Origin of the sequence: Corynebacterium sp. A21, assembly GCF_052266655.1 — a bacterium.
Classification (GTDB): domain Bacteria; phylum Actinomycetota; class Actinomycetes; order Mycobacteriales; family Mycobacteriaceae; genus Corynebacterium.
This window is the reverse complement of sequence record NZ_JBQPQY010000012.1, coordinates 1-22438: the sequence shown is the minus strand read 5'-3', so window position 1 is coordinate 22438 and position 22438 is coordinate 1. Positions and strand designations below refer to the sequence as shown.

Annotated in this window: 20 protein-coding genes, 2 tRNA genes and 1 other RNA gene; 18 read left to right on the top strand and 5 right to left on the bottom strand. The window is 60.5% G+C overall.

Annotation, left to right across the window (positions count from 1 at the left end):
* Window positions 1-16 precede the first annotated feature (16 nt).
* Complete coding sequence (locus tag ACTU46_RS13530; protein WP_443382559.1) at window positions 17-514, top strand: SprT-like domain-containing protein; 498 nt, start codon at window positions 17-19, stop codon at window positions 512-514.
* Here ACTU46_RS13530 and ACTU46_RS13525 read toward each other — a convergent pair.
* Window positions 511-1899 (bottom strand): zinc-dependent metalloprotease, encoded by a 1389-nt coding sequence (locus ACTU46_RS13525; protein ID WP_443382556.1) that lies wholly within the window; start codon window positions 1897-1899, stop codon window positions 511-513. The genes ACTU46_RS13530 and ACTU46_RS13525 overlap by 4 nt on opposite strands.
* 81 nt (window positions 1900-1980) lie before the next feature.
* Here ACTU46_RS13525 and ACTU46_RS13520 point away from each other — a divergent pair, with 81 nt between their 5' ends.
* Window positions 1981-3039 carry a YlbL family protein gene (locus ACTU46_RS13520; RefSeq protein WP_443382554.1) on the top strand — a complete coding sequence of 353 codons (1059 nt, stop codon included), beginning with the start codon at window positions 1981-1983 and terminating at the stop codon, window positions 3037-3039.
* Here ACTU46_RS13520 and ACTU46_RS13515 read toward each other — a convergent pair.
* Window positions 3036-3728: a hypothetical protein gene (locus tag ACTU46_RS13515; protein ID WP_443382551.1), complete on the bottom strand. Its 693-nt coding sequence runs from the start codon at window positions 3726-3728 to the stop codon at window positions 3036-3038. The two genes, ACTU46_RS13520 and ACTU46_RS13515, sit on opposite strands and share 4 nt — an antisense overlap.
* 109 nt (window positions 3729-3837) lie before the next feature.
* On the bottom strand, window positions 3838-4368 hold the full coding sequence (locus ACTU46_RS13510; RefSeq protein ID WP_443382548.1) for a PPA1309 family protein: 531 nt from the start codon (window positions 4366-4368) through the stop codon (window positions 3838-3840).
* An 83-nt stretch (window positions 4369-4451) separates the two neighbouring features.
* Between ACTU46_RS13510 and ACTU46_RS13505 the strand changes: the two genes are divergently transcribed.
* The 5 genes from ACTU46_RS13505 to ACTU46_RS13485 all read left to right on the top strand — a co-directional run bounded on the left by ACTU46_RS13505 (window position 4452) and on the right by ACTU46_RS13485 (window position 11176).
* Window positions 4452-7442, top strand: a complete 2991-nt coding sequence (locus ACTU46_RS13505; protein ID WP_443382545.1) for a UPF0182 family protein — start codon at window positions 4452-4454, stop codon at window positions 7440-7442.
* Window positions 7443-7572: 130 nt separating this feature from the next.
* Window positions 7573-7649: transfer RNA gene (locus ACTU46_RS13500), tRNA-Met, on the top strand.
* Window positions 7650-8384: 735 nt separating this feature from the next.
* A tRNA-Met gene (locus ACTU46_RS13495) sits at window positions 8385-8461 on the top strand.
* A 178-nt stretch (window positions 8462-8639) separates the two neighbouring features.
* Window positions 8640-9911, top strand: a complete 1272-nt coding sequence (locus tag ACTU46_RS13490; protein WP_443382542.1) for a hypothetical protein — start codon at window positions 8640-8642, stop codon at window positions 9909-9911.
* A 215-nt stretch (window positions 9912-10126) separates the two neighbouring features.
* The gene (locus ACTU46_RS13485) at window positions 10127-11176 is read left to right on the top strand and encodes a S1 family peptidase (RefSeq protein WP_443382539.1); all 1050 of its coding nucleotides are present in this window, start codon (window positions 10127-10129) and stop codon (window positions 11174-11176) included.
* A 67-nt stretch (window positions 11177-11243) separates the two neighbouring features.
* Here the strand turns inward: ACTU46_RS13485 and hisN are convergent, their stop codons facing one another.
* On the bottom strand, window positions 11244-12026 hold the full coding sequence (gene hisN / locus ACTU46_RS13480) for a histidinol-phosphatase (RefSeq protein WP_443382536.1): 783 nt from the start codon (window positions 12024-12026) through the stop codon (window positions 11244-11246).
* Window positions 12027-12045: 19 nt separating this feature from the next.
* Window positions 12046-12897: an inositol monophosphatase family protein gene (locus ACTU46_RS13475; RefSeq protein ID WP_443382534.1), complete on the bottom strand. Its 852-nt coding sequence runs from the start codon at window positions 12895-12897 to the stop codon at window positions 12046-12048.
* 42 nt (window positions 12898-12939) lie between these two features.
* On the opposite strand from ACTU46_RS13475, the gene ACTU46_RS13470 reads away from it, so the two are divergent.
* The 11 genes from ACTU46_RS13470 (at window position 12940) to ACTU46_RS13420 (ending at window position 22132) form a co-directional block, all read left to right on the top strand.
* Window positions 12940-13452 (top strand): hypothetical protein, encoded by a 513-nt coding sequence (locus tag ACTU46_RS13470; protein WP_443382531.1) that lies wholly within the window; start codon window positions 12940-12942, stop codon window positions 13450-13452.
* 9 nt (window positions 13453-13461) lie between these two features.
* Window positions 13462-14565, top strand: a complete 1104-nt coding sequence (prfB, locus tag ACTU46_RS13465; RefSeq protein ID WP_443382528.1) for a peptide chain release factor 2 — start codon at window positions 13462-13464, stop codon at window positions 14563-14565.
* Between the two features lie 93 nt (window positions 14566-14658).
* The gene (locus ACTU46_RS13460) at window positions 14659-15348 is read left to right on the top strand and encodes a cell division ATP-binding protein FtsE (protein ID WP_443382526.1); all 690 of its coding nucleotides are present in this window, start codon (window positions 14659-14661) and stop codon (window positions 15346-15348) included.
* A gap of 31 nt (window positions 15349-15379) precedes the next feature.
* On the top strand, window positions 15380-16282 hold the full coding sequence (ftsX, locus tag ACTU46_RS13455) for a permease-like cell division protein FtsX (protein WP_443382523.1): 903 nt from the start codon (window positions 15380-15382) through the stop codon (window positions 16280-16282).
* A gap of 35 nt (window positions 16283-16317) precedes the next feature.
* Window positions 16318-16818 carry an SsrA-binding protein SmpB gene (gene smpB / locus ACTU46_RS13450; protein WP_443382520.1) on the top strand — a complete coding sequence of 167 codons (501 nt, stop codon included), beginning with the start codon at window positions 16318-16320 and terminating at the stop codon, window positions 16816-16818.
* Entirely contained in the window at window positions 16815-17162 is a 348-nt protein-coding gene (locus ACTU46_RS13445) for a DUF488 domain-containing protein (RefSeq protein ID WP_443382518.1), read from the top strand. The genes smpB and ACTU46_RS13445 overlap by 4 nt, the downstream gene beginning before the upstream one ends.
* Window positions 17163-17240: 78 nt before the next feature.
* Window positions 17241-17619, top strand: a transfer-messenger RNA (tmRNA) gene (gene ssrA / locus ACTU46_RS13440).
* A gap of 437 nt (window positions 17620-18056) precedes the next feature.
* A complete protein-coding gene (locus ACTU46_RS13435; protein ID WP_443382516.1) occupies window positions 18057-19073 on the top strand; it encodes a siderophore ABC transporter substrate-binding protein in 1017 nt (338 codons plus the stop codon).
* Window positions 19074-19285: 212 nt separating this feature from the next.
* Entirely contained in the window at window positions 19286-20305 is a 1020-nt protein-coding gene (locus ACTU46_RS13430) for an ABC transporter permease (protein WP_443382513.1), read from the top strand.
* Between the two features lie 25 nt (window positions 20306-20330).
* A complete protein-coding gene (locus tag ACTU46_RS13425) occupies window positions 20331-21380 on the top strand; it encodes an iron chelate uptake ABC transporter family permease subunit (RefSeq protein WP_443382703.1) in 1050 nt (349 codons plus the stop codon).
* Window positions 21377-22132 carry an iron ABC transporter ATP-binding protein gene (locus ACTU46_RS13420; protein ID WP_443382510.1) on the top strand — a complete coding sequence of 252 codons (756 nt, stop codon included), beginning with the start codon at window positions 21377-21379 and terminating at the stop codon, window positions 22130-22132. The genes ACTU46_RS13425 and ACTU46_RS13420 overlap by 4 nt, the downstream gene beginning before the upstream one ends.
* Window positions 22133-22438: the final 306 nt, after the last annotated feature.

Below are 22438 nucleotides of genomic sequence, written 5' to 3'. Positions count from 1 at the left end.
GATAAACTCGGGTGTCATGGCATCCCCGGAAATTGAAGTGATCCGCTCAGCGCGACGGACCCGAACCGCCCAGGCCCGGCTGGTGGGCGAGAAGATCGAGGTCCGGATCCCCGCCCGCATGACTAAAGCGGAGGAGACGAAGGTGGTGGCGGAATTGGTGGCCAAGGTGCGGCAGAAGTCCGTCAGCAGCCACCGTTCAGATGATGCACTGCAGCTCCGGGCCGAACAGCTCAACCGGGAGGTACTCGGCGGGCAGGCCCGGATCGGGTCCATCCGTTTCGTGGGAAATCAGCGGCAGCGTTGGGGATCCTGCTCCACCGCGACCGCCGACATCAGAATCTCAGATCGGCTGCGGGAGGTCCCCGATTATGTGTTGGATGCGGTGATCGTCCACGAACTCACGCACACCTTTGTCAGCGGTGGACACACCGCTGAGTTCTGGGAGTGGGCCAACCGGACCCCCAAGGCGGAGAGAGCCAATGGGTATTTGGAGGCCTACCAGCGTTTCAGCTAGTTCTCTTTCGGGTCGTCCGTCTCGCCCTCGTTCTTGTCGTCCTCATTCTTCTCGCCCTCGTTCTTGTCTCCCTCAGCGAGCATCTGCTCAAGGCGGGTGATCTCGGCGATCGGATCAAAGCCCTCGACATCACCTGCATCGAGGAGGCCATCGATGAACTGGGCGGGGTTGTCCAGGTCGCCGGCGGCGGGCAGGAAGTCCGGGTGGTCCCAGACGGAGTCACGCCGTTCCTGACCCACCGCCTGATCCACCCGGCGCCACAGCTCCATGGCCTCGGCGACCTTGGGGGCGGCGAATTCGATACCGACGACCTTGGCGAAGGCCTGCTCCGCGGAGCCCCCGGTGGCACGGCGGCGTCGCCACGCCTCATTCAGGGCGCCGGTGGTGGGGATACGCTCGCCCATGGCCTTGGTGACCACGAACTCGACCCAACCTTCAACCAGCGCCAGCAGGGTTTCCAGGCGGGTGACAGCACCGGCGTTGCGGGAGCTGATCTTGGGGGAGAGATCCATGTTCTGCAGCTGAGACATGGCTTCCTGAATGGCAGCCGGGTCCCCGGACTCCAGGTTGAGGGAGCGGGTCGCCTCTTCAATATGGGAGGTGTCAATGACCAGACCCACGGCGTATTCCTCAACCGAGGACACCAGGCGCTCAACCAACCACGGCACATGCTTGAACAGCCGCTGGCGGGCAGCCTCGCGGGTGCAGATATAGACCATCACGTCCTGGGAACCGATGTTCAGGTCCTTGGCGATCCGGGAAACATGCTTGGGAAGTACCGCGATGGTGGGGGCGGGGGCGACCGGGAGACCGAAATCAGAACCAGTCAGCGACTGGGCGGCAAGATCTCCCAGGGCGTTTCCCAGCTGCATCCCGAAGTTCATGCCGGACATCTGGTTCATCATCTGCAGCATCGGGCCCATCATCTGGCGGGCTTCCTCGGGCAGCGACTCCAGCTGGGCCTCATTCATGTGCTCCGCGACGGGGGAGACCAGGCGCTTCCACATCGGCAGGGTCTTGCTCAGGTAGTCCTCGGCATTCCAGGTTTCCACCGGGCCATTGGACGTGGGGAGGATGGTGGCGTCTTCGAGCCACAGCTCAGCGAGTCGGACAGATTCCTCAACGGCCTTCCGGTCCTGATCACGAACCGGTTCCACCTTGCCGATCTGCTGTCGGGCGATGCGTTCCGCAAGGGCGTAATTGACCGGCCCAGCACCTTCCGGGGAGTTCATGGAGGAACCCATGCCCGAAAGCATCTGGCCGAACTGGTTGAGCATGTCACCCAATCCGCCGGAACCGAACCCACCGAAGGGGTTCTGGTTGTCACGACGTTCATCATCGTCATCGTCATTGCCGAAATTAAAGCCGAAACCATTGGAGTTCATACCACTTAATCTACAAGGGGCCTGCCCTTTCAAGCTATGGGATTGTTAACGCTGACAGCGAACACGGGTAACCTGAGCAGGGTGTCACGCCGAAGCCGAACTCTGATCTGGGGGGCAATCCCCGTCATCCTGCTCACTGGACTCGTCTCCATTGAGACCATTCCAGGAACAGACATTGCCCTGACCGTGCCTTATGCCGCGGAGGGGCCCGGCCCCACCTTCAACACCCTCGGGGAGGTTGATGGCGAGGAGGTGGTGGCGGTCAGCGGGGCGGAGACCGATGAGGTGGCCGGAAATCTGAACATGACCACGGTCTCCGTCCGCAGTGGCATGACCCTGCCACAGACGCTCGGCCGCTGGCTGACCACCGGGGACACCCTGGTGCCACTAGAGCAGGTGTTCCCGCCTAACCAATCCCCGGATGAGGTCCGCGAACTCAATGAGATAGCATTTTCCTCCTCCGAGGCCGCCGCCACTGTTGCCGCGATGAACCACCTCGGGCTGCCGCTCCAGGTTGAGGTCGCTGAGGTGTTGGACGGTGTCGCAGCCGAGGGGGTCGTGGAAACCGGAGATGTGATTCTCGCGGTCGATAGCACCCAGGTGGAAGAACCCGGCCAGATCCGGCAACAGGTCCTGTCCAAGGGGCCGGGGGACACCGTCACCCTGGACATCCGCCGCGGCGATGAGGAGAAGAACCTTGAGATCCAGCTGGGGGAGCACCCACAGGATGCCTCGATGGGCTTTTTGGGGATCACCATGTCCTCATCTTCGGCCACCGGAGTTCAGGTGGATTACCACCTCGAAGATATCGGCGGCCCGAGCGCGGGCATGATGTTCTCCCTCGCGGTCGTCGATAAGCTCAGCCCCGGCCAGATTAACGGCGGACGTTTCGTGGCCGGTACAGGCACCATTTCCGAGGACGGCACCGTCGGACCGATCGGCGGCATCGTGCACAAGGTGACCGCATCAGAGGGGATCGGGGCGGAGGTTTTCCTCGCACCCGCCGCGAACTGTGCCGAAGCCACCAGCCGGGACCACGGAGACATGACCATCCTCAAGGTGGATACCCTGCAACATGCCATCGAACAGATGGATGCCTTTGCCACCGGCGGGGACTACGAGACCTGCGCGGCTGACTAAGCCTCTTCGATATTCGCCTCGCCGGAGCTACGCGTTCCGGAGGAGAAGGACTCCGACTCCTCGGCAGCCGTCGGCTCCGCCAGACCCAGTTCGTAGATCAGATCCTCCGGGTCCTCCCGGTCGGAGCTGATCATCTGCTGCATCACCAGACCACGATCATTATCGACGACCGTGATCACCGCGGTGGTGCCCAACGTCGACCAACCCACCACACGGTCCCCGGTATCCTCCACCACCCGGGAGCTGCGCAGCTCGGTGAGCAGCTGGGTGGTCGAGGCGGCCTTCGCGGAACCACTGAAGAATTGGAACTGGCCGATCTTCGAACCGGCGCACTGCCAGGATCCCTCCAGCCCACTCGGGTTACAGGAATCGAATTGCGCGAACAACGAGGCCGGAGCCAGCGAAGCGAACTCCTCAGCGACCTCGGCGACACTCTCATCAATGGCCCCCTCAGCGGTGCGCTGCGTGGTGGTGCTGCCGGATGTCGTTTCATCCGCTGTCTCCGGGGAGGTGGTCGCTGGCCCATCGCTGGGCGTGGCCGACACCGAGGAAGCGGAGGACGACTCTGCCGTGACCGTATCCTCCGGCGGAGTCTCATTCCCGCCACACGCGACCAGACCCAGCCCCAGCACCGGGACTGCTGCCACGGCGAGAGCTAGGCGGGCGAAGTGGTGACGGGGGTTAAACACGGTGGGCCTCTCCTGAGGGTTCGCCGGGGTACCGGCGGGATTGATGATTTTTACAGATGTGTGAATCACAGGTCTGTGTGAGGCACAGTCTAATCCAGGTTAGCGCAGGCTAGTCCATATCAAATTCGGCCGGATCCAGCTCCAGGCCATAACGCAGAGCCTCAATGACACCCGGGGCGACGGTAGGTCCGCCGCGCAGCTCGATCTCATCTTCGGCGAAGGGGCCACGCTCAGCAAGCTCGTCATCCGTCGGACGCAGCTGCAGCAGGGTCAGCTCCACCTCAGAACGCAACACCCCGGAGAAGAGCCGGGCGGGGCGGGGAGCGGTATCGGAACTGCTGGTGTCCCGGAACTTGATTTCCTGTGCGAGCACCACACCGACAATCTGGGTCGGCCAGGCGATACGGGAGACATAGTCGGCCAAGGCCTCCGAACCGGCTTCGAGATTATCCGGGAGGTTGTCCTGGACTACGAGAGTCAACGGAGAATCCTCATTCTCATCCAATTGATCACTCAGCAAATGGGAGGGGACGAGGGCGAAGAGCGTCGGGGCTGCGTCCCATTCTTCGGCGTGGACGAACTCCACCGCCTCCAGCATTGCCTTGTTGAGTACCTGTTCTGAGAGCTCTGGTGAAGTCATGACTACTTTCTTTGTTGGTCAAGTGGGTGAGAAAAACCGTAAGGTGGGAGAATACCCGGTATCCCCATTTATAAGGAGTTGAAGTGGCGTCCGGCCTTTCACAACCCTCCCCTGCCATGAGAAGATCAACACGAATACTTAGCTGGATCATAGGTGTCGTTGCGGCGCTGGTGATTCTGGCCCCGATGTTCGTCGGCATGTACACCGACTGGCAGTGGTTCGGCTCGGTCGACTTCCGTGGTGTCTTCACCACGGTAGTCGTCGCCCGGATCGTTCTCTTCCTCGTTTTCGGAATTATCTCAGGCTTAATTGTCTGGGCGGCCGCCTGGTTCACCTGGCGTAACCGACCCCGGGATATCCTCAGCGAAGACCCGAACTCACCGATTTACCAGTACCGCATCATGATCGAACGCTCCGTAAAGGTGCTGCTCATCGGACTGCCCGTGATCGTCGGCATCTTTGCCGGCTTTATCGGCCAGAACACCTGGCGCACGGTGCTGATGTTCATCAATGGTGAATCATTCGGTGAGACGGATCCGCAGTTCGGCATGGATCTCGGATTCTACGCCTTCACCCTCCCCGCACTGCGCCTGCTGTTGGAAACCTTCTCCACCCTGCTGGTCATCGCCTTCCTGATTTCGCTGGTGGGGTACTACCTCACCGGCGGGATCCGGGTGGGCAACCAAGCTGCCGGTCTCAAGGGCAGTGTCTCCCGCCCGGCGCGCATCCAGCTCGCGGTTACTGCGGGCCTGTGGATGGTGCTCCGTGTGGCCGGTTATTGGCTGGACCGCTATGGCCTGCTGCAGGGAAGCAATGACACCTTCACCGGCGCCTCCTACACGGACATCAACGCGATGCTGCCGGCCAAAATCATCCTGATGGTCATCGCCGCGGTAGTTGCCATCGCCTTCTTCTCTGCGATCGTCATCAAGGACCTGCGGATCCCGGCGCTGGCCACCGTGCTGCTCGTGCTGAGCTCCCTGGTGGTCGGCACCGCCTGGCCGATGATGCTCGAGCGTTTCTCCGTCGACCCGAACCGGGCCGAAAAGGAATCCGATTATATCGCCCGCAACATCGAGTCCACCCGCTACGCCTACGGGCTGACCGAGGAGGACGTCACCTTCATGAATAACTGGGGTGCGGACAGCGCTACGGATGAGGACGTCGCAGCTGATGAGGCCACCGTCTCCAATATCCGTCTGCTGGATCCGGAGATCCTTTCACCGACCTTCACCCAGCAGCAGCAGCTGCGCAACTTCTACGGCTTCCCGGAAACCCTGGCGATGGACCGCTACGAGGTTGAGGGTGAGGTGCGTGACTTCGTTGTCGCCGCCCGTGAGATGAACCCGAACTCCCTGCAGGAGAACCAGCAGGACTGGATCAACCGCCACACCGTGTACACCCACGGCAACGGATTGATCGCCGCCCCGGCTAACCGGGTCGATGAGGTTGCCCGCGATGTCGGATCCACCCGTGGTGGTTACCCTGAGTATGTGGTCTCCGACCTCAACAGCATGGCGAATGACACGCTGCGCGCCGAGGCTGAAGAGCTCGGGATGGCCGTGGACCAGCCGCGAATCTACTATGGGCCGGTCATCGCTTCGGCTACCGACGGCGCGGACTACGCCATTGTCGGCGACAACGGTGCCGGCCCCGTCGAGTACGACACTGACACCACCAGCTACACCTACACCGGTGACGGTGGCGTCGGTCTGGGTAATCTCTTCAACCGTGCGGCCTATGCCCTGCGTTATCAGGAGATGAACCTGTTGCTCTCCGACCGCGTCGGCGGGGAGTCCCGGATCCTCTACGAGCGTGACCCGCGGGAGCGGGTGGAGAAGGTCGCCCCTTGGCTGACCACCGACTCCAAGGCCTACCCTGCCGTGATTGACGGCAGCATCAAATGGATCGTCGACGGCTACACCACCCTCGACAGCCTGCCCTATTCAGAGCGCACCTCGCTGACCGAGGCCACTGAGGATGCCCTGAACCCAGGTGGAAACCAGAGCTTTATCGCCGACGAGGTCTCCTATATCCGCAACTCGGTCAAGGCCGTGGTGGATGCCTATGACGGTTCCGTTGAGCTCTACGAGTTCGATACCGAGGACCCCGTCCTCAAGGCCTGGCAGGGGGTCTTTCCGGACACCGTGAAGCCGGAATCCGAGATCTCCGATGAGCTGCGTGAGCACCTGCGCTACCCAGAGGACCTCTTTAAGGTCCAGCGAGAGCTGCTGGCCCGCTACCACGTCAGCGACCCGGGAGTCTTCTTCACTAACGACGCCTTCTGGTCTGTCCCGAGCGACCCGACCGCACCGGGTGGCGATCAGGGGCTGGCACAACCGCCGTACTACATCGTCGCCGACGATCCCGCCACCGAGGAAAATGACTCCAGCTTCCAGCTGATCACTCCCTACCGTGGCCTGAACCGTCAGTTCCTCTCTGCGCACATGACCGTGACCTCTGATCCGCAGAACTACGGTCAGATCACCGTCCGGGTGCTGCCGACGAACACTCAGACCCAGGGCCCGCGCCAGGCGCAGGACATCATGATGTCCTCCGACCAGATCGCCAGGGACCGCACCCTATGGGAGGGCACCAACGATCTTCTCAACGGTAACCTGCTGACCCTGCCGGTCGGTGGAGGAGAGATCCTCTACGTTGAGCCGATCTATTCACAGCGTAAGGACCAGGCCTCGGCCTTCCCGAAGCTGCTGCGTGTGCTCGTCTCCTACAAGGGCCGGGTCGGCTACGCTCCGACCATCTCCGAGGCACTGGCACAGGTCAGCATTGATCCGCGTGCCGCCCAGGACCTTGAGCTTGCGCCGGATGATGCCGTTGATCCGGACCAGGCGGCGCCGGTGAACGGGGACGAGGGCACCACTGCCGAGACCCCGACCGAAGACGCCACCCAGCCGGCAAGCGGCAGCGGTACCGAGGGTGAAGCCATCCAGCGCATCAATGATGCCCTCAGCGGAATTGAATCCGCCCGCGAGGGTTCCCACGAGGAGTATGGCCGTGCCCTGGATAAACTCGATGCTGCAGTCGAGGATTTTCAGAGCGTCAGCGGTGAGTAGAAAAGCTGCTTGAGCAGGGGATTTTGGTTCCCCGCGTCTGGTCTGTATAGTTCCTTCATGTCGCCGAGAGTGCAGGTTAACTTCTTAAGTTAACAAGCGGTTTCAGTGAGGTGAATGAAGAATCACCCGACGCGGGGTGGAGCAGCTCGGTAGCTCGCTGGGCTCATAACCCAGAGGTCGTAGGTTCAAATCCTGCCCCCGCTACCAACTTCTTCAGTGAGATCAAGTCCTGGACCCTAGTGGTCCGGGACTTTTTCTGTTTCTGCCGCCAGGGCTCTTCTTAAGAGCTGAATTTATGGGGTTAAGGGACAAAATGTGTGCTTTTACGGCGTGTCGATTTAAGGGACATTTTGTGTGCTTTCCCTGCTCAGGCTGGTTGCGGTTGTTGGATCCCGTTTTTAGGGTGGTAGCTGGGTTGTCGGCCTAGCCGTCCGTGGCGAGTCTCGAGAGAGTTCGTCGGTGTGAGGGTGGCGCGGGTGTCGTAGCCTGCGGGGCGGCCATCCTCGCGGCCGTAGTCCGAGGCGTGTTGGCTATCTGGGCGGGTAGTGGTGGCCGAGGCTGTGCAGGTGGTGCACCACGAAGGTGGCGAGCCTCGGGGGGTCGTGCCGTTTCTCCTCATGGGCCTGGCGCTTACCTGGCATGTAGGTCGTGTTTTGTTCACCTAGCTGGTGTAGTCCTGTGCCTAGCACAGGATGTCACTTGGGTGCGGGATCTTCGTGGTTTTGTGGGTTTTGTGGACCCCGAGACACAGAAGGCCGGTGTTAACGCTGGCCAGGCCAGGAATCCAGGACCCCAAAAGCACACATTTTGTCCCTTAACCCAATTTATGGGATTTTACATTAACGGGGTGTGGCCGGTATAGTTCTTTCTTGTCGCCGAGAGTGCAGGTTAACTTCTTAAGTTAACAAGCGGTTTCGGTGAGGTGAATGAAGAATCACCCGACGCGGGGTGGAGCAGCTCGGTAGCTCGCTGGGCTCATAACCCAGAGGTCGTAGGTTCAAATCCTGCCCCCGCTACCAACTTCTTCAGTGAGATCAAGTCCCGGACCCTAGTGGTCCGGGACTTTTTCTGTTCCCGGGCGGGGTTCCCTGATTAGGGCAAGCTGGTGCGGTGATCGCTGAAAACGCCCGGATAGCACTGATGTGTGTCACACTTTGCACAAGTTATCAGCAGACTATCAGCAAAGGGAATGGCGCCATGCAGCGTTCAGACCACGCTTCAGAACTGAATCCGCCCACACCGGCCTTCGTGATCGATGAACCTGTGCTCGATGGGTTTGTCAGCCGCTTCCAGCAGGCTCTTGACACACACTGGCCGCACTCGATCCTGTCCTACTCCTTCAAGACCAACTCACTGCCTTGGTTGGTGGCCTATATGCGTGACCGTGGTGTGTGGGCGGAGGTGGTCTCGGATACGGAATACCAGCTGGCGCTCGCACTGGGCTATGAGCCGGACCGCATCGTCTACAACGGGCCGATCAAGAGCCGCGCCCGTCTACGGTCGGCACTCCTGGAAGGGGCCATCACCAACCTGGACTCGAAGCGTGAGGTGGCCTGGACCGCCGAGCTTGCCCGTGAAATGCCGGAGACCAAATTTGCGGTCGGACTGCGCGTCAACTGGGACCTTGAGGCCCGCTGCCCGGGAGAGAGCACCACCGGAGATGAGGGCAGCCGCTTCGGATTCAACGCGGACAATGGCGAGCTTGACCAGATGATCTCGGAACTCACCTCCGCCGGGGTGCGGATCGCAGGCCTGCACATGCACCGCAATTCCCGTTCTCAGAGCCTGGATGTCTACCGGGCATCGGCGACGGTTGCGGCTGAGCTGATCACCTCCCGGGGTCTCGAGCTCGACTGGATCGATATCGGCGGTGGCTTCTTCGGCAGTGAGGACCGCAGCCCGACGTTTGATGATTACGTCATTGCCATCCGGGAGGCGCTCGACCAGGTGGTCGACCCGCAGCGGACCTGTCTGATCGTCGAGCCGGGAGGCTCGCTGATCGCCGTTCCGGTGGAGTTCCATGCCAGCGTCCTCGATGTCAAGGATGTCGGTTCCCGCAGGTTCGTGGTCACGGATGCCAGCCGGACCAATATCGATCCGCTTTTCCGTCGTCGACGCGAGTATGAGTTCAGCCTCGACACCGAATCGACCGAGTCCTGCCAGGAGCAGATCATCAGCGGTTTCACCTGCATGGAGGATGATCGACTTCTCCATTTGCGGGATGAACCCGAACTCGCAGAAGGCGATCGGGTCGTCTTCTATAAAGTCGGGGCGTACACGATGTGCTACCAGTCGATGTTCATCGAGTACCTGCCGGCTGTCTACGTGCGCACTGAGGGCTCATTGACACAGGTACGGCGTAAATGGGGCGTCGAGGAGTATCTGCAGGGCAGCCAGTGGAGCGAACCCAGCGAACCCAACGAACCTAGCGGACTCGTGGACGCGGTTGCTGTTCCCATCCGTTCCTGAATCTCCTCCGAAAGGTGCTGGCCCCGGACCATTCCTCCGGGGTTTATCCGGGACTGGGGGAGTGAGCTCACCTCAGATAGCTGCCCGGCGATGCCGCTGATCCAGGGCAAATGAGAATAGGTCACATAAGTCACAGGAGTTACACGCCTTGGCGTGAGTTTGCCGTGGCATGATGGTGGAGAGATATTGCCCGCAGTTGAAGAAAGTGGAAGTGAATGCGCAGGAAGCACCGACTGAGGTCTTATATCATCGCCGGAGTTCTGGGTGGGGCCGCACTTTTCGCCGTGCCCGCCGCAGGCGCTGATGAGCTTCCAGCCGCATCAGCAGGCATTGTGGACCAAGTCAGGGGTGACCTGGCGGCGCTGGGTATCCAGACCCCCGAGATCGATCCCGCCGTGAGCGAGGCTGTCGATAAGGTCTACGGGCAGGCCACCGGTACCGCATCCGCATCACCCGCGGTGGCCCCTGAGAACGCCGCTGAGAGCCCCCGCCAGATCGCCGAGTACGCCCGCGTAGATGGACCGAATTATCACTGGAATAATGATATTTCCTCCAAGGCGCTGGCAGGCTCCGCCACCGGACCGGTGCTGCAGCGCGTGCAGGGCAGCTACTTTGATGCCCCGGACACGCCACAGGAATCCTATGATGCCCAGGAACAGGGTATCTCCCTTTATGGCCCAGGCACCCCGATCTTCGTCGGGGACTCCATGATGTGCACCCTCGGTGTGGCTGGCTATGACGATGCCGGCCGCAAGGTCGGCTTGACCGCCGGCCACTGTGGCCAGGAGGGTGATGTGGTCATGTCGGCTGACTCCTGGGAGATCGGGCAGTCCGGCACGGTGGTGGCCTCCAACGCCGGCAAGGACTATTCAGTCATCGAATTCGCCGATAATGCCCAGGTGACCAATTCCTACAACGGTTTCACCATCAACTCCATCGGGGGCCAGACCCCGGGTGTGGGGGAGCAGCTGTGCAAGCAGGGGGTGGCCACCGGCTACTCCTGCGGTAATACCTGGACCGCCAATGAGGCTGTCACCATTGCGCAGGTATGCGCCATGCAAGGCGATTCCGGTGCACCGGTGGTCCGAGGCGGCCAGATGGTCGGCATGATCTCCGGTGGCCTGCTGCCCTTCTACCAGCTGCAGTGCCAGACCCCGCTGCAGGGACAGATGTTCATGCCCACCGTGATCACCAACATGAACAGCGTGCTCGCTGATCTCAACGCGAGTGGCGGTGTAGGCACCGGCTTCCGGGTAGCCAGCTAAGTCAACGGCACTTGAACCCCGGCACCATCTTGGTGCCGGGGTTCCATGCTGTCTGAGCAGGGCTGAATTAGCTGAGTTTGCCGAGGACGGCGTCGTGGAGCACCCCATTGGTGGCCACGGCATCGCCACCGTGCGGTCCTTCGACACCTGCCAGAGAGGTGAACTTGCCGCCAGCCTCCTCGACGAGTACGGACAGGGCGGCCAGGTCCCAGAGGGAGACCTCCGGCTCAGCTGCGATATCCACCGCGCCCTCAGCAACCAGGCAGTAGGAGAAGAAGTCACCGTAGCCGCGCAGGCGCCAGGTCTCATCAGACAGGGCCACGAAGTTCTCGCGTAGCCCACGTTCCTGCCACCCGGAGAGAGAGGAGAAGGAGAGCGAGGCGTCGGCAATCTCAGTGACCTCGGACACCGCGAGGCGGGAGGGGGAGCTGCCGTTGAAGGTACGGAAGGCCCCGGAATCGCGGGAGGCATACCAGCGTCGGGCCAACGCAGGGGCGGAGATGACACCGACCACCGGGACACCGTCTTCCAGCAGGGAGATCAGGGTCGCCCAGACGGGCACCCCTCGGACGTAGTTTTTGGTGCCGTCGATCGGGTCAATGACCCACTGCCGGCCGCTGTGCTCGACCTCGCCACCGAATTCCTCTCCGAGAACTGCATCGGTGGGACGTGCCTCGCTGAGCTTAGCGCGGAGGGCTTCCTCACAGGCGAGGTCGGCATCGGAGACCGGAGTCATGTCCGGCTTGGAGTTAACTGCCAGGTCGGTGGCTTCGAAACGGTCCAGGGTAATGGCATCGGCGATATCCGCCAGCTCCAGGGCGAGCGCGAGATCATCTGCAAAGTGGTACATGGAAGCTGATTCTAGTTGCCTACTCAGCCAGTAGCTCGACTACCTGTGAAACTGCCTGGGAATTTCCGGCGATCGACCAGATAACACCACCGGCTTCGAGCTTGGTGCAGGCGCCCCCGGCCCCTTCGACCAGAGCACGGCCGGGCAGCCAGTCCCAGTCCGCCACGGAGTGCTGCATCCACACATCCAGTGAGCCATCGGCGACGGAACCCAGGTCCACCGAGGCGGAGCCCAGCATGCGGACGGTGGCGAACTCACTGGCCACACGCAGCCAGGTCTCGCGGATCGCGTCATCCTTCATGAAACGCGGGTGCAGGTAGCTGCCCAGGCAGAGCTGGTCGACCGGGGCGTCGATAAGCTTCTCGACGCCCTGCCCGTCGCGGGTGCTGGGGATGGCTGGGCCGCCGAACCAGGTGTAGCCCATGGCCGGTCGGTGCACCGCCCCCAAGAGGACCTGTGTGGGGTCGGCGGGGTCACCCTCGACCAGCGCCAGCGCCGAGCACCAGTAGTCATTGCCGGCGGTGAAGTTATAGGTGCCATCCACTGGATCAATGATCCAGGTGCGGCCGGAAGTGCTCGGGCGGCTGGCTCCCTCCTCGCCGATGAGTCCATCCTCGGGGCGTAGTGATTCAAGGGCTCCGGCGACGAACTGCTCCGCACCACGGTCAGCATCGGTCACGACATCGGAGACCGAGGTCTTGAACTCGGTGTTCACCCCGGTTTCCCGCATCCGCCAGGCCATCCGGCCCGCGTTGTAGACCAGCGCCTTGGCCAGGTGCTCGTCCGAATCCTGCTCGTGAGCGATGATGAAGGTTTTGGTGACGGCGTTGATCATGTCCGTGAGAGAGTGCGGTGAAGTCATGGACTCCATTGTGCCCTCATGTTCACTCTGCGGCTGCAGTAGGTTGTGCTTATGAACCTCGGCAACTCCTGGCAGGCCCTGCTGGAAAACCCGCTGGGCAGCCTTCTTGTGCTTCTCATCGCACTGTTTGTCCCGCTGGTGATCTATGTGTTGCTCATCTGGCATGCCCCGAGGTCACCGAGTTATGGCCGGTTGAGTTCCGGGGTCTGCCTCGGGCTCGGGGCGGGGGCCTGTCTGCTGCTGTGTGCCGCCTGGCTGCTGCCCTCGCAGGTGCTCGGGCGAGATCCCCACCAGGTGGAGGTAGCCGGTCTGTCGATCAGTGGGGCAGTGGCGTTGGGTGCGTTGACCTGGTACGCGCGCTTCCCGCACGCGGGAGGATTCAGCGCCGCCTTGGGTGCGTTGCTCGCGGTCACCCTGGTGTTCTGGTTTGTGGCGGTGGTCCCTGATTCCACCGGTCAATCAGGGGTCGGACTGTTTATCCTGGTATTTCTGGGAAGTCTCGGATTGGGACTGGTTGCCCTGATCGCTGCCGCCATAAGAGTACGGCTGCCCCGGCGGGTATGATTTGTGGCTATGCGACCGGAAATCACCTCAGCGCTCAATGAACTCGACACCACCCTGAGCACCATCGAAAAAGTGATGGACCCCGAGGCGATGTCTGATCGGGTCCGCGAACTCGAGGCTCAGGCAACTGACCCCACCCTCTGGGATAACCCGGATCACGCCCAGACCGTCACCTCTGAGCTCTCTGCCGTACAGTCTCGCCTGCGTAAGATCACCGATCTGCGCCAGCGACTCTCCGACCTTCCGGTGATGTACGAACTCTCGGAAGAGGAAGAAGACGGCACCGAGATCGCCGATGCCGAGCTCGCCGAGCTGCGTGAGGAAATCGAGGCCCTTGAGGTCAAGACCATGCTCTCCGGCGAGTATGACGCCCGCGAAGCCGTGATCAACATCCGTTCCGGTGCCGGTGGTGTCGATGCCGCGGACTGGGCGGAGATGCTCATGCGCATGTACACCCGCTGGGCGGAGAAGAACGGCCACAAGGTCGATGTCTACGATATTTCCTATGCTGAAGAAGCCGGCATCAAGTCCGCGACCTTCGTCGTCCACGGCGAATACATGTACGGCCAGCTCTCCGTCGAACAGGGCGCCCACCGGCTGGTGAGAATCAGCCCCTTCGATAACCAGGGCCGCCGCCAGACGTCCTTCGCTGAAGTGGAGGTCCTCCCGGTGGTGGAGAAGGTCGACTCGATCGACATCCCGGACAATGACGTGCGCGTCGATGTCTACCGTTCCTCCGGCCCCGGCGGCCAGTCAGTGAACACCACTGACTCCGCGGTGCGGCTGACCCACGTCCCCACCGGCCTCGTGGTGACCTGTCAGAATGAAAAGTCCCAGATCCAGAACAAGGCTTCCGCCATGCGGGTGCTGCAGGCCAAGCTGCTGGAGCGCAAGCGCCAGGAGGAGCGGGCCGAGATGGATGCCCTGGGTGCCGGCGGTAACGCCTCCTGGGGTAACCAGATGCGCTCCTACGTGCTGCACCCGTACCAGATGGTCAAGGATCTACGCACCGAGTTCGAGGTGGGTGACCCCTCCAAAGTGCTCGACGGTGATATCGACGGCTTCCTGGAGGCCGGTATCCGTTGGCGGATGGCCGAGCAGCAGGCAGACTAAGATCCGGCTGCTTCCTTAGGTACTGCTGAGGACCTCCCTTCACTTCTGCCGCAGTCGTTACATCCTCCTAATCCCTTCGGTAGTGTGCTGAGGGTGATCACGTTTGACTCGGTAACGAAGGTCTTCAAAACCTCAACCCGGCCCGCGCTGGATAACATTTCCCTGCAGATCGACAAGGGGGAGTTTGTCTTTCTCATCGGGCCCTCGGGTTCGGGGAAGTCCACCTTCCTGCAGCTGCTGATCCGTGAGGAAAACCTGAGCTCCGGGGAGCTCTACCTGGGGGAGTTCCACGTGAATGCGCTGCGCGGGAAGCGGATCAATGAGCTCCGCCAGCACATCGGCTATGTTTTTCAGGACTTCAAACTGCTACCCAAGCTCAATGTCCACGATAATGTCGCCTTCGCACTCGAGGTGATCGGCAAGAAACGGGCCACCATCGAGAAGTTGGTGCCCGAGACCCTGGACATGGTCGGACTCGGTGGCAAGGCCAACCGTTTCCCCCATGAACTTTCCGGCGGCGAGCAGCAGCGCGTGGCCATCGCCCGGGCCTCGGTCAACCGCCCGCTGGTGCTGCTGGCCGATGAGCCCACCGGCAATCTTGATCCCGAAACCGCTGATGAAATCATGAATCTGCTGACCCAGATCAATCGTGGCGGCACCACGATCATCATGTCCACGCACAACGCCCGCGCCGTCGATGACATGCGTCGCCGCGTCATCGAACTGTCCCTGGGCACGCTCGTGCGTGACGACGCCCACGGGGTCTACGGCGAGTCCCGCTAACGCGGGCCGCTCAGGAAAGGGAAACAGCTTAATGAGACTCAGCTTCGTCTTCCGTGAAACCTTCCGTGGCCTCGGCCGCAACTTCACCATGACCATCGCTCTGGTGATCACCACCGCCATCTCGCTGGCGTTGCTGGCCACCGGTTTCCTCGTCACTAAAGTCACCGAAGACACCAAGGCCATCTACCTTGACCGAGTTGAGGTGATGGTCCAATTCGACCAGGAGACCTCGGCCGCTGATGCGGACTGTTCATCCGGTCCCTGCCGCGAGGTGCGAGAGCTTCTCGACGGCGCGGAGGGCATCGAGTCGTTGACCTTCCGCTCTCAAGAGCAGTCTTACCAGCGCTTTGTGGAGGTTTTCGAGGATACCGACCCCCAGTTGGTCGCCGAAACCTCACCCGATGCCTTGCCGGCGGCGCTCCATATCCGTCTGGAGGATCCGCTGGACACGAGCCCATTGGATCCGATCCGGGACCTCCCGCAGGTCGAGGCCGTGGTGGATCAGGCTGATGATCTCCGTGGTGCGGTGGAAAACCTCGATGCCGCGCGCTGGGCGACCTTCCTCATCGCGGCGGTCCAGGCCATCGCCTCGATCTTCCTGATCGCCAACATGGTGCAGATGACCGCCTATAACCGTCGCGATGAAATGTCGATCATGCGCATGGTTGGCGCCTCGCGCTGGTACACCCAGGCACCCTTCATTCTGGAGGCCGCGATCGCGAGTCTGCTCGGTGCGGTGGTGGCCGGGGTGGGGCTGTTCCTGGGCAAGGAATTCCTCATCGACAAGGCGCTCCAGGGGCTCTATGACTCCCGCCTGATCGCCCCGATGAGCACCGGCGACATCTGGGAGGTCCTTCCGGTCATGACGTTGATCGGGGTGTTCTTTGCGATTATCACCGCGGAAATCACGCTGCGTTTCTACGTGCGGAAATAGGGGATTTCGCCCGGTTATGTAGAGTCATAACTGTTATGGCAAAGAAGAAGAAAACGACAACGGCAGGTGCCGATGGCCAGGTTGTGGCCAGCAACCGCAAGGCCCGTCACGATTACACCATCCTCGAAACCTATGAGTGCGGCATCGTACTACTGGGCACCGAGATCAAGTCCCTGCGCGACGGCAAGGCCTCGCTTATCGACGCCTTCGCCACCATCGATGACGGCGAGGTCTGGCTCCGCAACCTCCACGTCCCGGAATACACCATGGGGACCTGGACGAATCACTCCCCGAAACGCACGCGCAAACTGTTGCTTCACCGCCGGGAGATCGACTCCATCATGGGCAAAGTCCGTGACGGCAATAAAACGCTGATCCCGCTGAAGCTCTATTTCAAGGGTGGCCGACTCAAGATCGAACTCGGTCTGGCACAGGGTAAGCAGGATTATGATAAGCGTCAGGACATCAAACGGCGTACTGAGGAACGAGAGGTGGTCCGCGACCTGGGTCGTCGAATCAAGGGGATCAAGGGATGAGTGTCCATCCGGTGAAAGTGCACGATCTGGGAACGACTGACGCTCCTGGCGTGAAGATCCTGGTGGACCGGCTCTGGCCGCGCGGCATCCGGAAAGAAGACCTTGGCCATGATGAATGGCTCAAGGATGTCGCCCCCTCACCAGAACTACGTAAGTGGTTTGGGCATGAAGAAGAACGCTTTGCGGAGTTCGCGCGACGCTATCGCGAAGAGCTTGACGCCGGGAACGAAGACGTCGATAAGCTCCGTTCCCTGGTGAGGGAGGGCGATGTCACCCTGCTCTACGCGGCGAAGGACCGGGAGATCAACCACGCTGTGGTTCTCGCTGACTGGTTAGGATCATGATCTTGTGGAATCGCCCCATTTAGGGTTATGATGAACCATCCACCGGGAAGAACGCAGCATCCCAACCGGTGGCGAAGAGGGGCTGATTTTGGTTTCGACTTCGTATATTGAGCCAGGGGAAGCGTGCCGGTGCAGGCTGATGGCCACCGTTAAGCGTCGCAGCAAAATGATAAGCGCCGAGAACTCTCAGCGCGACTACGCCCTCGCTGCCTAAGTAGCGACCGCGTGTCTGTCAGCCCGGAAAGGTCCCTGTTCCGGAGTCTGGCACCGACTAAAGGGACTTGCTGTTCAGCCGCGTCAGCGGGGCTGAACGGGACTCCTCACCGCTGACTGGGCCCATCATCCGGACGTGTTCGACCGATCCGGAGGGCCGAGTAGAGATTCCGCGCGAACTGCGCACGGAGAAGCCCTGGCGAAGTAGCGAAGGACCCGGGTTCAATTCCCGGCAGCTCCACGATAGCCCTCCACCTGTTAATACAGGTGGAGGGTTTTTCATGTCCGTCGTGGGTTGTTTTCGGGCTTAAACGTACCCCCGTTGAGTTGAATTCCGGGAAAAGTTTCTCAATTGCCGGAATGAATGGCTCTCTCATCGTAGGGCGATCCTATTTGTACAGGTGAGGGTACCCTTTTCAATGCTTTTCAAAAGTGGCTCCGGCGGATTTAGGTTCTAAGTGTGATTTGCCTGACAGTGCGAAATCGATCTATATGTGAGAGTGTGGAAAATTATCATTGCTGGTTCTGGAATTTTTCCATCCGGAATGAGGGGGTGCCTCTTGTGGTGAAGGGTTGGCTTGGCTATCTCCCTATGTTAGCTTTTTCTAAAGGTACCCTTGCCTCACTAAGGAATCGCTGATCGGGCCCTGTCTGGGGCCCTCATTTTCGGAAAAGGACGACATGGCTCACACTCGTTTCAAGCTGGTTTCGCTGGTTACCGTCGCCGCTCTGGCACTGGCAAGCTGCTCATCGTCTGACGGCGGCACCGAGGCTGCCGACACTGACTCCACCGCAGTGGCAGAGTCCAACACCCTGACCATTGAGGACAATCACGGTTCCGTCGAGGTTCCGCAGCCGGCCACCGCCGTCGCCGCCACCGATAACCGCGCTTTCGAGCTGCTGGACCGCTGGGATGTTGATCTGGTCGCCGCACCGGTTGCCCTGGTTCCCTTCACCGTCACCTCCTATAAGGAGGACGCTGCCATCGCTGATATGGGCTCCCACCGTGAACCCAACCTTGAGGCACTGACCGCTGCACAGCCGGACCTGATCATCAACGGTCAGCGCTTCGCCCAGTTCTACGACGACATTGCCGCCCTGAACCCGGATGCCGCCATCGTCGAGCTTGATCCCCGCGAGGGTGAAGCCCTGGACCAGGAGCTGATCCGTCAGGCCGAGACCCTGGGGGTGATCTTCGGACAGGAGGAAGACGCAGCTTCCCTGGTGGCTGACTTCAATGAGGCAGTCGAGCGTGCCAAGACCGCCTACTCGGAAATTTCCGATAAATCCGTCATGGCTGTCAACGTCTCCGGTGGCAACATCGGCTACATCGCTCCCTCTGTCGGCCGGACCTTCGGTCCGATCTTCGACCTGGTGGGTCTGACCCCGGCGCTCGAGGTCGACAAGGCTTCCTCCGATCACGAGGGCGATGACATCAACGTTGAGGCAATCGCTGAATCCAACCCGGATATCATTCTGGTGATGGACCGCGATGGCGGCACCACCTCCCGCGACACCGCTGAGTACACCCCTGCTGAGCAGGTTATCTCCGAGAACGAGGTGCTCTCCAACGTCAAGGCTGTCGCCGACGGCAATGTCTTCTACGCACCGGCGGACACCTACACTAACGAGAACATCATCACCTACACCGAGATTCTCAACGGTATGGCTGATCTTTTCGAAGAAGCTGCGAACTAAGCAGGTTCCCAGTCCCCTCGGGGGACTAGTTATTTCCGGTAGATGAAGGAGGCTGTCCTGTTCCCAGGAGACAGTCTCCTTTCTCATTTTCCATACCATCTATCATTACTGTGGTTAGCCAAACTTTAAGTCGAGCACCACACTAGAAATCAAGGTAGTCCGCATGAACATCGCCAATCGGCGTGCTGAGACCAGAAGGAGGGTGTGAGCCCATGTCCACCGTTTCCCCCGCGTCGTCACAGCCGGCACCGGAAGTTCCACGGGAGCGCACCAAGCAGACCCGTGTCAAGCTCTTCGACTGGAAGCTGCTCATCGGAGTTCTGGTTGTCGTTGCGCTTCTTTTTGTCTCGCTCTTCACCGGCCAATACGACCTTTTCGGTGGTGAAGATGGCAGTCTGATGTTTGGGGCAGTGCGAATTCCCCGTACTATCTCCCTTGTCCTGGCGGGCGCCGCCATGGCGATGTCCGGTCTGGTGATGCAGTTACTCACCCAAAACCGTTTCGTGGAACCGACCACCACCGGCACCACCGAGTGGGCCGGCCTGGGGCTGCTCTTTGTCATGTACTTCATCCCGGCCGCCACAATCCTGGACCGGATGATCGGTGCCGTGGTGTTTTCCTTCATCGGCACGATGGTCTTCTTCATGTTCCTTCGTCGGGTGACTCTCAAATCCTCCCTGATCGTTCCCATCATCGGCCTCATGCTCGGTGCTGTGGTCAGTTCGATCTCCACCTTCTTCGCGCTCCAGACTGACATGCTGCAGCAACTCGGTATCTGGTTCGCCGGATCCTTCAATACCGTCTACCGCGGCCAGTATGAGGTGCTCTGGATTGTCCTCATCGTGGTGGTCGTCGTCTTCTTCTTCGCCGACCGGCTCACCGTCGCCGGACTCGGCGAGGAGATTGCCACCAACGTCGGCTTGAACTACAACCGCATGATTTTGATTGGTACCGGCATGATCGCGATCGCCACCGGCGTGGTCACCGTGGTCGTCGGTAGTCTTCCCTTCCTCGGATTGATCGTCCCGAACATCGTCTCGATGTTCCGCGGTGATGACCTGCGGTCCAACCTCCCCTGGGTCTGCCTCGCCGGAATCGCAGTGGTCACCGTCTGTGACATCCTGGCCCGCGTGATCATCGCGCCCTTCGAGGTCCCGGTATCGGTGGTCCTGGGCATCGTCGGTGCAGTCGTATTCGTGTACCTGATTGTGAAGCAGCGTGTCCGTGGATAAGAATATTGAGATCAAGGATGCACTGGTGGGGGATCAGCTGACTGAAGCTCGCTCACCTCGGAGCACCACGAAGGAACGCAGTTCGGGGGCCTTCCAGAATTCCAAGGCAAAACGCAGGTACTGGATCATTCTGGGCCTGATGATCCTTGCTGCGTTGGGTTTCACCTGGGGGCTGATCTGGTGGGAGAATCCGATGCCGGTGGGACACCCCGGGTTTGTACTCATTGCTGAACGGCGAATGGAAGCCGTCCTCGTCATGTTGATTGTGGCAGTCTGCCAGGCACTTGCGACGGTGGGATTCCAGACGGTGACGAATAACCGCATCATCACGCCCTCGATCATGGGTTTCGAAGCGCTGTATACGGTCATTCACACTGCGACGGTCTTCCTTTTCGGTGCGACCATGCTGCTGTCCACCCGAAGCCTCGAGATGTTCCTCGGCCAGATGGCCGTGATGATCATCCTGACTGTGGCGCTCTACTCCTGGCTGCTCACCGGCAAACGCGGCAACATGCACGCGATGCTTCTGGTGGGCATCGTCATCGGCGGTGGACTGGGGTCGGTGTCCACCTTCATGCAGCGTGCGTTGACTCCTTCAGAATTTGACGTGCTCTCCGCACGACTCTTCGGCTCCGTCAACAATGCTGAAACAGAGTACTTCCCGGTTGCCATCCCGCTGGTGGTCATCGCGGGTACCCTCCTGGTGCTGAACTCCCGAAACCTCAACGTGATTTCGCTAGGCAGAGACACCACCACGAACCTGGGCATGAACCACCGGCGAAACTCGATCTACACCCTGATCCTGGTCTCGGTCCTCATGGCGGTTTCCACCTCCTTGGTCGGCCCGATGACCTTCCTCGGATTCCTGGTTGCGACCCTGGCTTATCAGTTCGCTGACACCTACGATCACCGATACACCTTTCCGATGGCCGTGGTCACCGGTTTCGTGGTTCTCGCTGGTGCGTACTTCATCATGAACCACGTCTTCAACGCGCAGGGTGTCGTCTCGATCATCATCGAGCTGGTCGGTGGCACCGTATTCCTCATCGTCATCCTCAGGAAGGGCCGACTGTGATTACCTTAAAGAACGTCAAGAAAGATTACTCAAGCTCAGTCAAGATCGGGCCGGTGAGTCTGGAGATCCCGGCAGGTGGCATCACCGCATTGATCGGACCGAACGGTGCCGGTAAGTCCACTCTCCTGACAATGGTGGGCCGGCTGCTCGGGATGGATGATGGCGAAATCACGGTGGGGAAGTACGACGTCACCAAGACCAACTCAAAGGATCTGGCGAAGATCCTCTCCATCCTTCGCCAGGAGAACCACTTCGTGACCAAGCTGACGGTCCGGCAGCTGGTCGGATTCGGACGCTTTCCCTATAGCAAGGGGCGGCTCAACGCTGAAGACGAGAAGATCGTCTCCCAGTACATTGACTTCCTCAACCTCACCGAATTGGAGGACCGCTACCTGGACCAGCTCTCCGGCGGTCAGCGACAGCGCGCCTATGTTGCGATGGTGCTCTGCCAGGAGACTGACTATGTGCTTCTTGATGAGCCGCTCAACAACCTCGACATCGCGCACTCCGTGGAAATGATGAAGCACCTCGAGCATGCTGCTGAGGAATTCGGTCGCACCATCATCGTGGTGCTGCATGACATCAACTTCGCGGCCCGTTATGCCGACTACATCGTGGCGATCAAACACGGTCAGCTGGCGCAGATGGGAACCCCGGAGGAGATCATGCAGGATGAGGTTCTCTCGGACATTTTCAATACTCCGATCACGGTGATCGAAGGACCGCACGGAAAGATCGCGGCCTACCACTAGATCCCATGGCTCTAGATAGGCCCTAGATAGATAGAAGAGATTCAAGAAGAGACCGTATGCCCGCCGGCAGCGGTCTCTTCTCTGTTGATGGTGGTTCCCGGGGTGCTGTCTCTGCTCCGTTAAGTAGTTGTCCCGGAGGTGGGGCTGACTCGGTTGAGTTTTGATTACGTCAAGATTGCGGTGAGTGGTGGGGAAGATGAACCGCTAATCGAGTGTTTTGGGGACCTGCTGGCAGTTAATTGCTGGACGAGAGCGTGAAAGAACAAGACAACAGTCGATCTACCTGGTGATTTGTGGGTGCTGCTG

Excerpts from the sequence above, each read along its gene's own strand:
- ACTU46_RS13445 (WP_443382518.1), top strand. The coding sequence starts at position 16,815 with ATGAGTGTCCATCCGGTGAAAGTGCACGATCTGGGAACGACTGACGCT.
- ACTU46_RS13430 (WP_443382513.1), top strand. The coding sequence starts at position 19,286 with ATGTCCACCGTTTCCCCCGCGTCGTCACAGCCGGCACCGGAAGTTCCA.
- ACTU46_RS13530 (WP_443382559.1), top strand. The coding sequence starts at position 17 with ATGGCATCCCCGGAAATTGAAGTGATCCGCTCAGCGCGACGGACCCGA.
- ftsX (WP_443382523.1), top strand. The coding sequence starts at position 15,380 with ATGAGACTCAGCTTCGTCTTCCGTGAAACCTTCCGTGGCCTCGGCCGC.
- ACTU46_RS13475 (WP_443382534.1), bottom strand. The coding sequence starts at position 12,897 with ATGGAGTCCATGACTTCACCGCACTCTCTCACGGACATGATCAACGCC.
- ACTU46_RS13525 (WP_443382556.1), bottom strand. The coding sequence starts at position 1,899 with ATGAACTCCAATGGTTTCGGCTTTAATTTCGGCAATGACGATGACGAT.
- hisN (WP_443382536.1), bottom strand. The coding sequence starts at position 12,026 with ATGTACCACTTTGCAGATGATCTCGCGCTCGCCCTGGAGCTGGCGGAT.
- ACTU46_RS13490 (WP_443382542.1), top strand. The coding sequence starts at position 8,640 with ATGCAGCGTTCAGACCACGCTTCAGAACTGAATCCGCCCACACCGGCC.
- smpB (WP_443382520.1), top strand. The coding sequence starts at position 16,318 with ATGGCAAAGAAGAAGAAAACGACAACGGCAGGTGCCGATGGCCAGGTT.
- prfB (WP_443382528.1), top strand. The coding sequence starts at position 13,462 with ATGCGACCGGAAATCACCTCAGCGCTCAATGAACTCGACACCACCCTG.
- ACTU46_RS13485 (WP_443382539.1), top strand. The coding sequence starts at position 10,127 with ATGCGCAGGAAGCACCGACTGAGGTCTTATATCATCGCCGGAGTTCTG.
- ACTU46_RS13435 (WP_443382516.1), top strand. The coding sequence starts at position 18,057 with ATGGCTCACACTCGTTTCAAGCTGGTTTCGCTGGTTACCGTCGCCGCT.
- ACTU46_RS13470 (WP_443382531.1), top strand. The coding sequence starts at position 12,940 with ATGAACCTCGGCAACTCCTGGCAGGCCCTGCTGGAAAACCCGCTGGGC.
- ACTU46_RS13510 (WP_443382548.1), bottom strand. The coding sequence starts at position 4,368 with ATGACTTCACCAGAGCTCTCAGAACAGGTACTCAACAAGGCAATGCTG.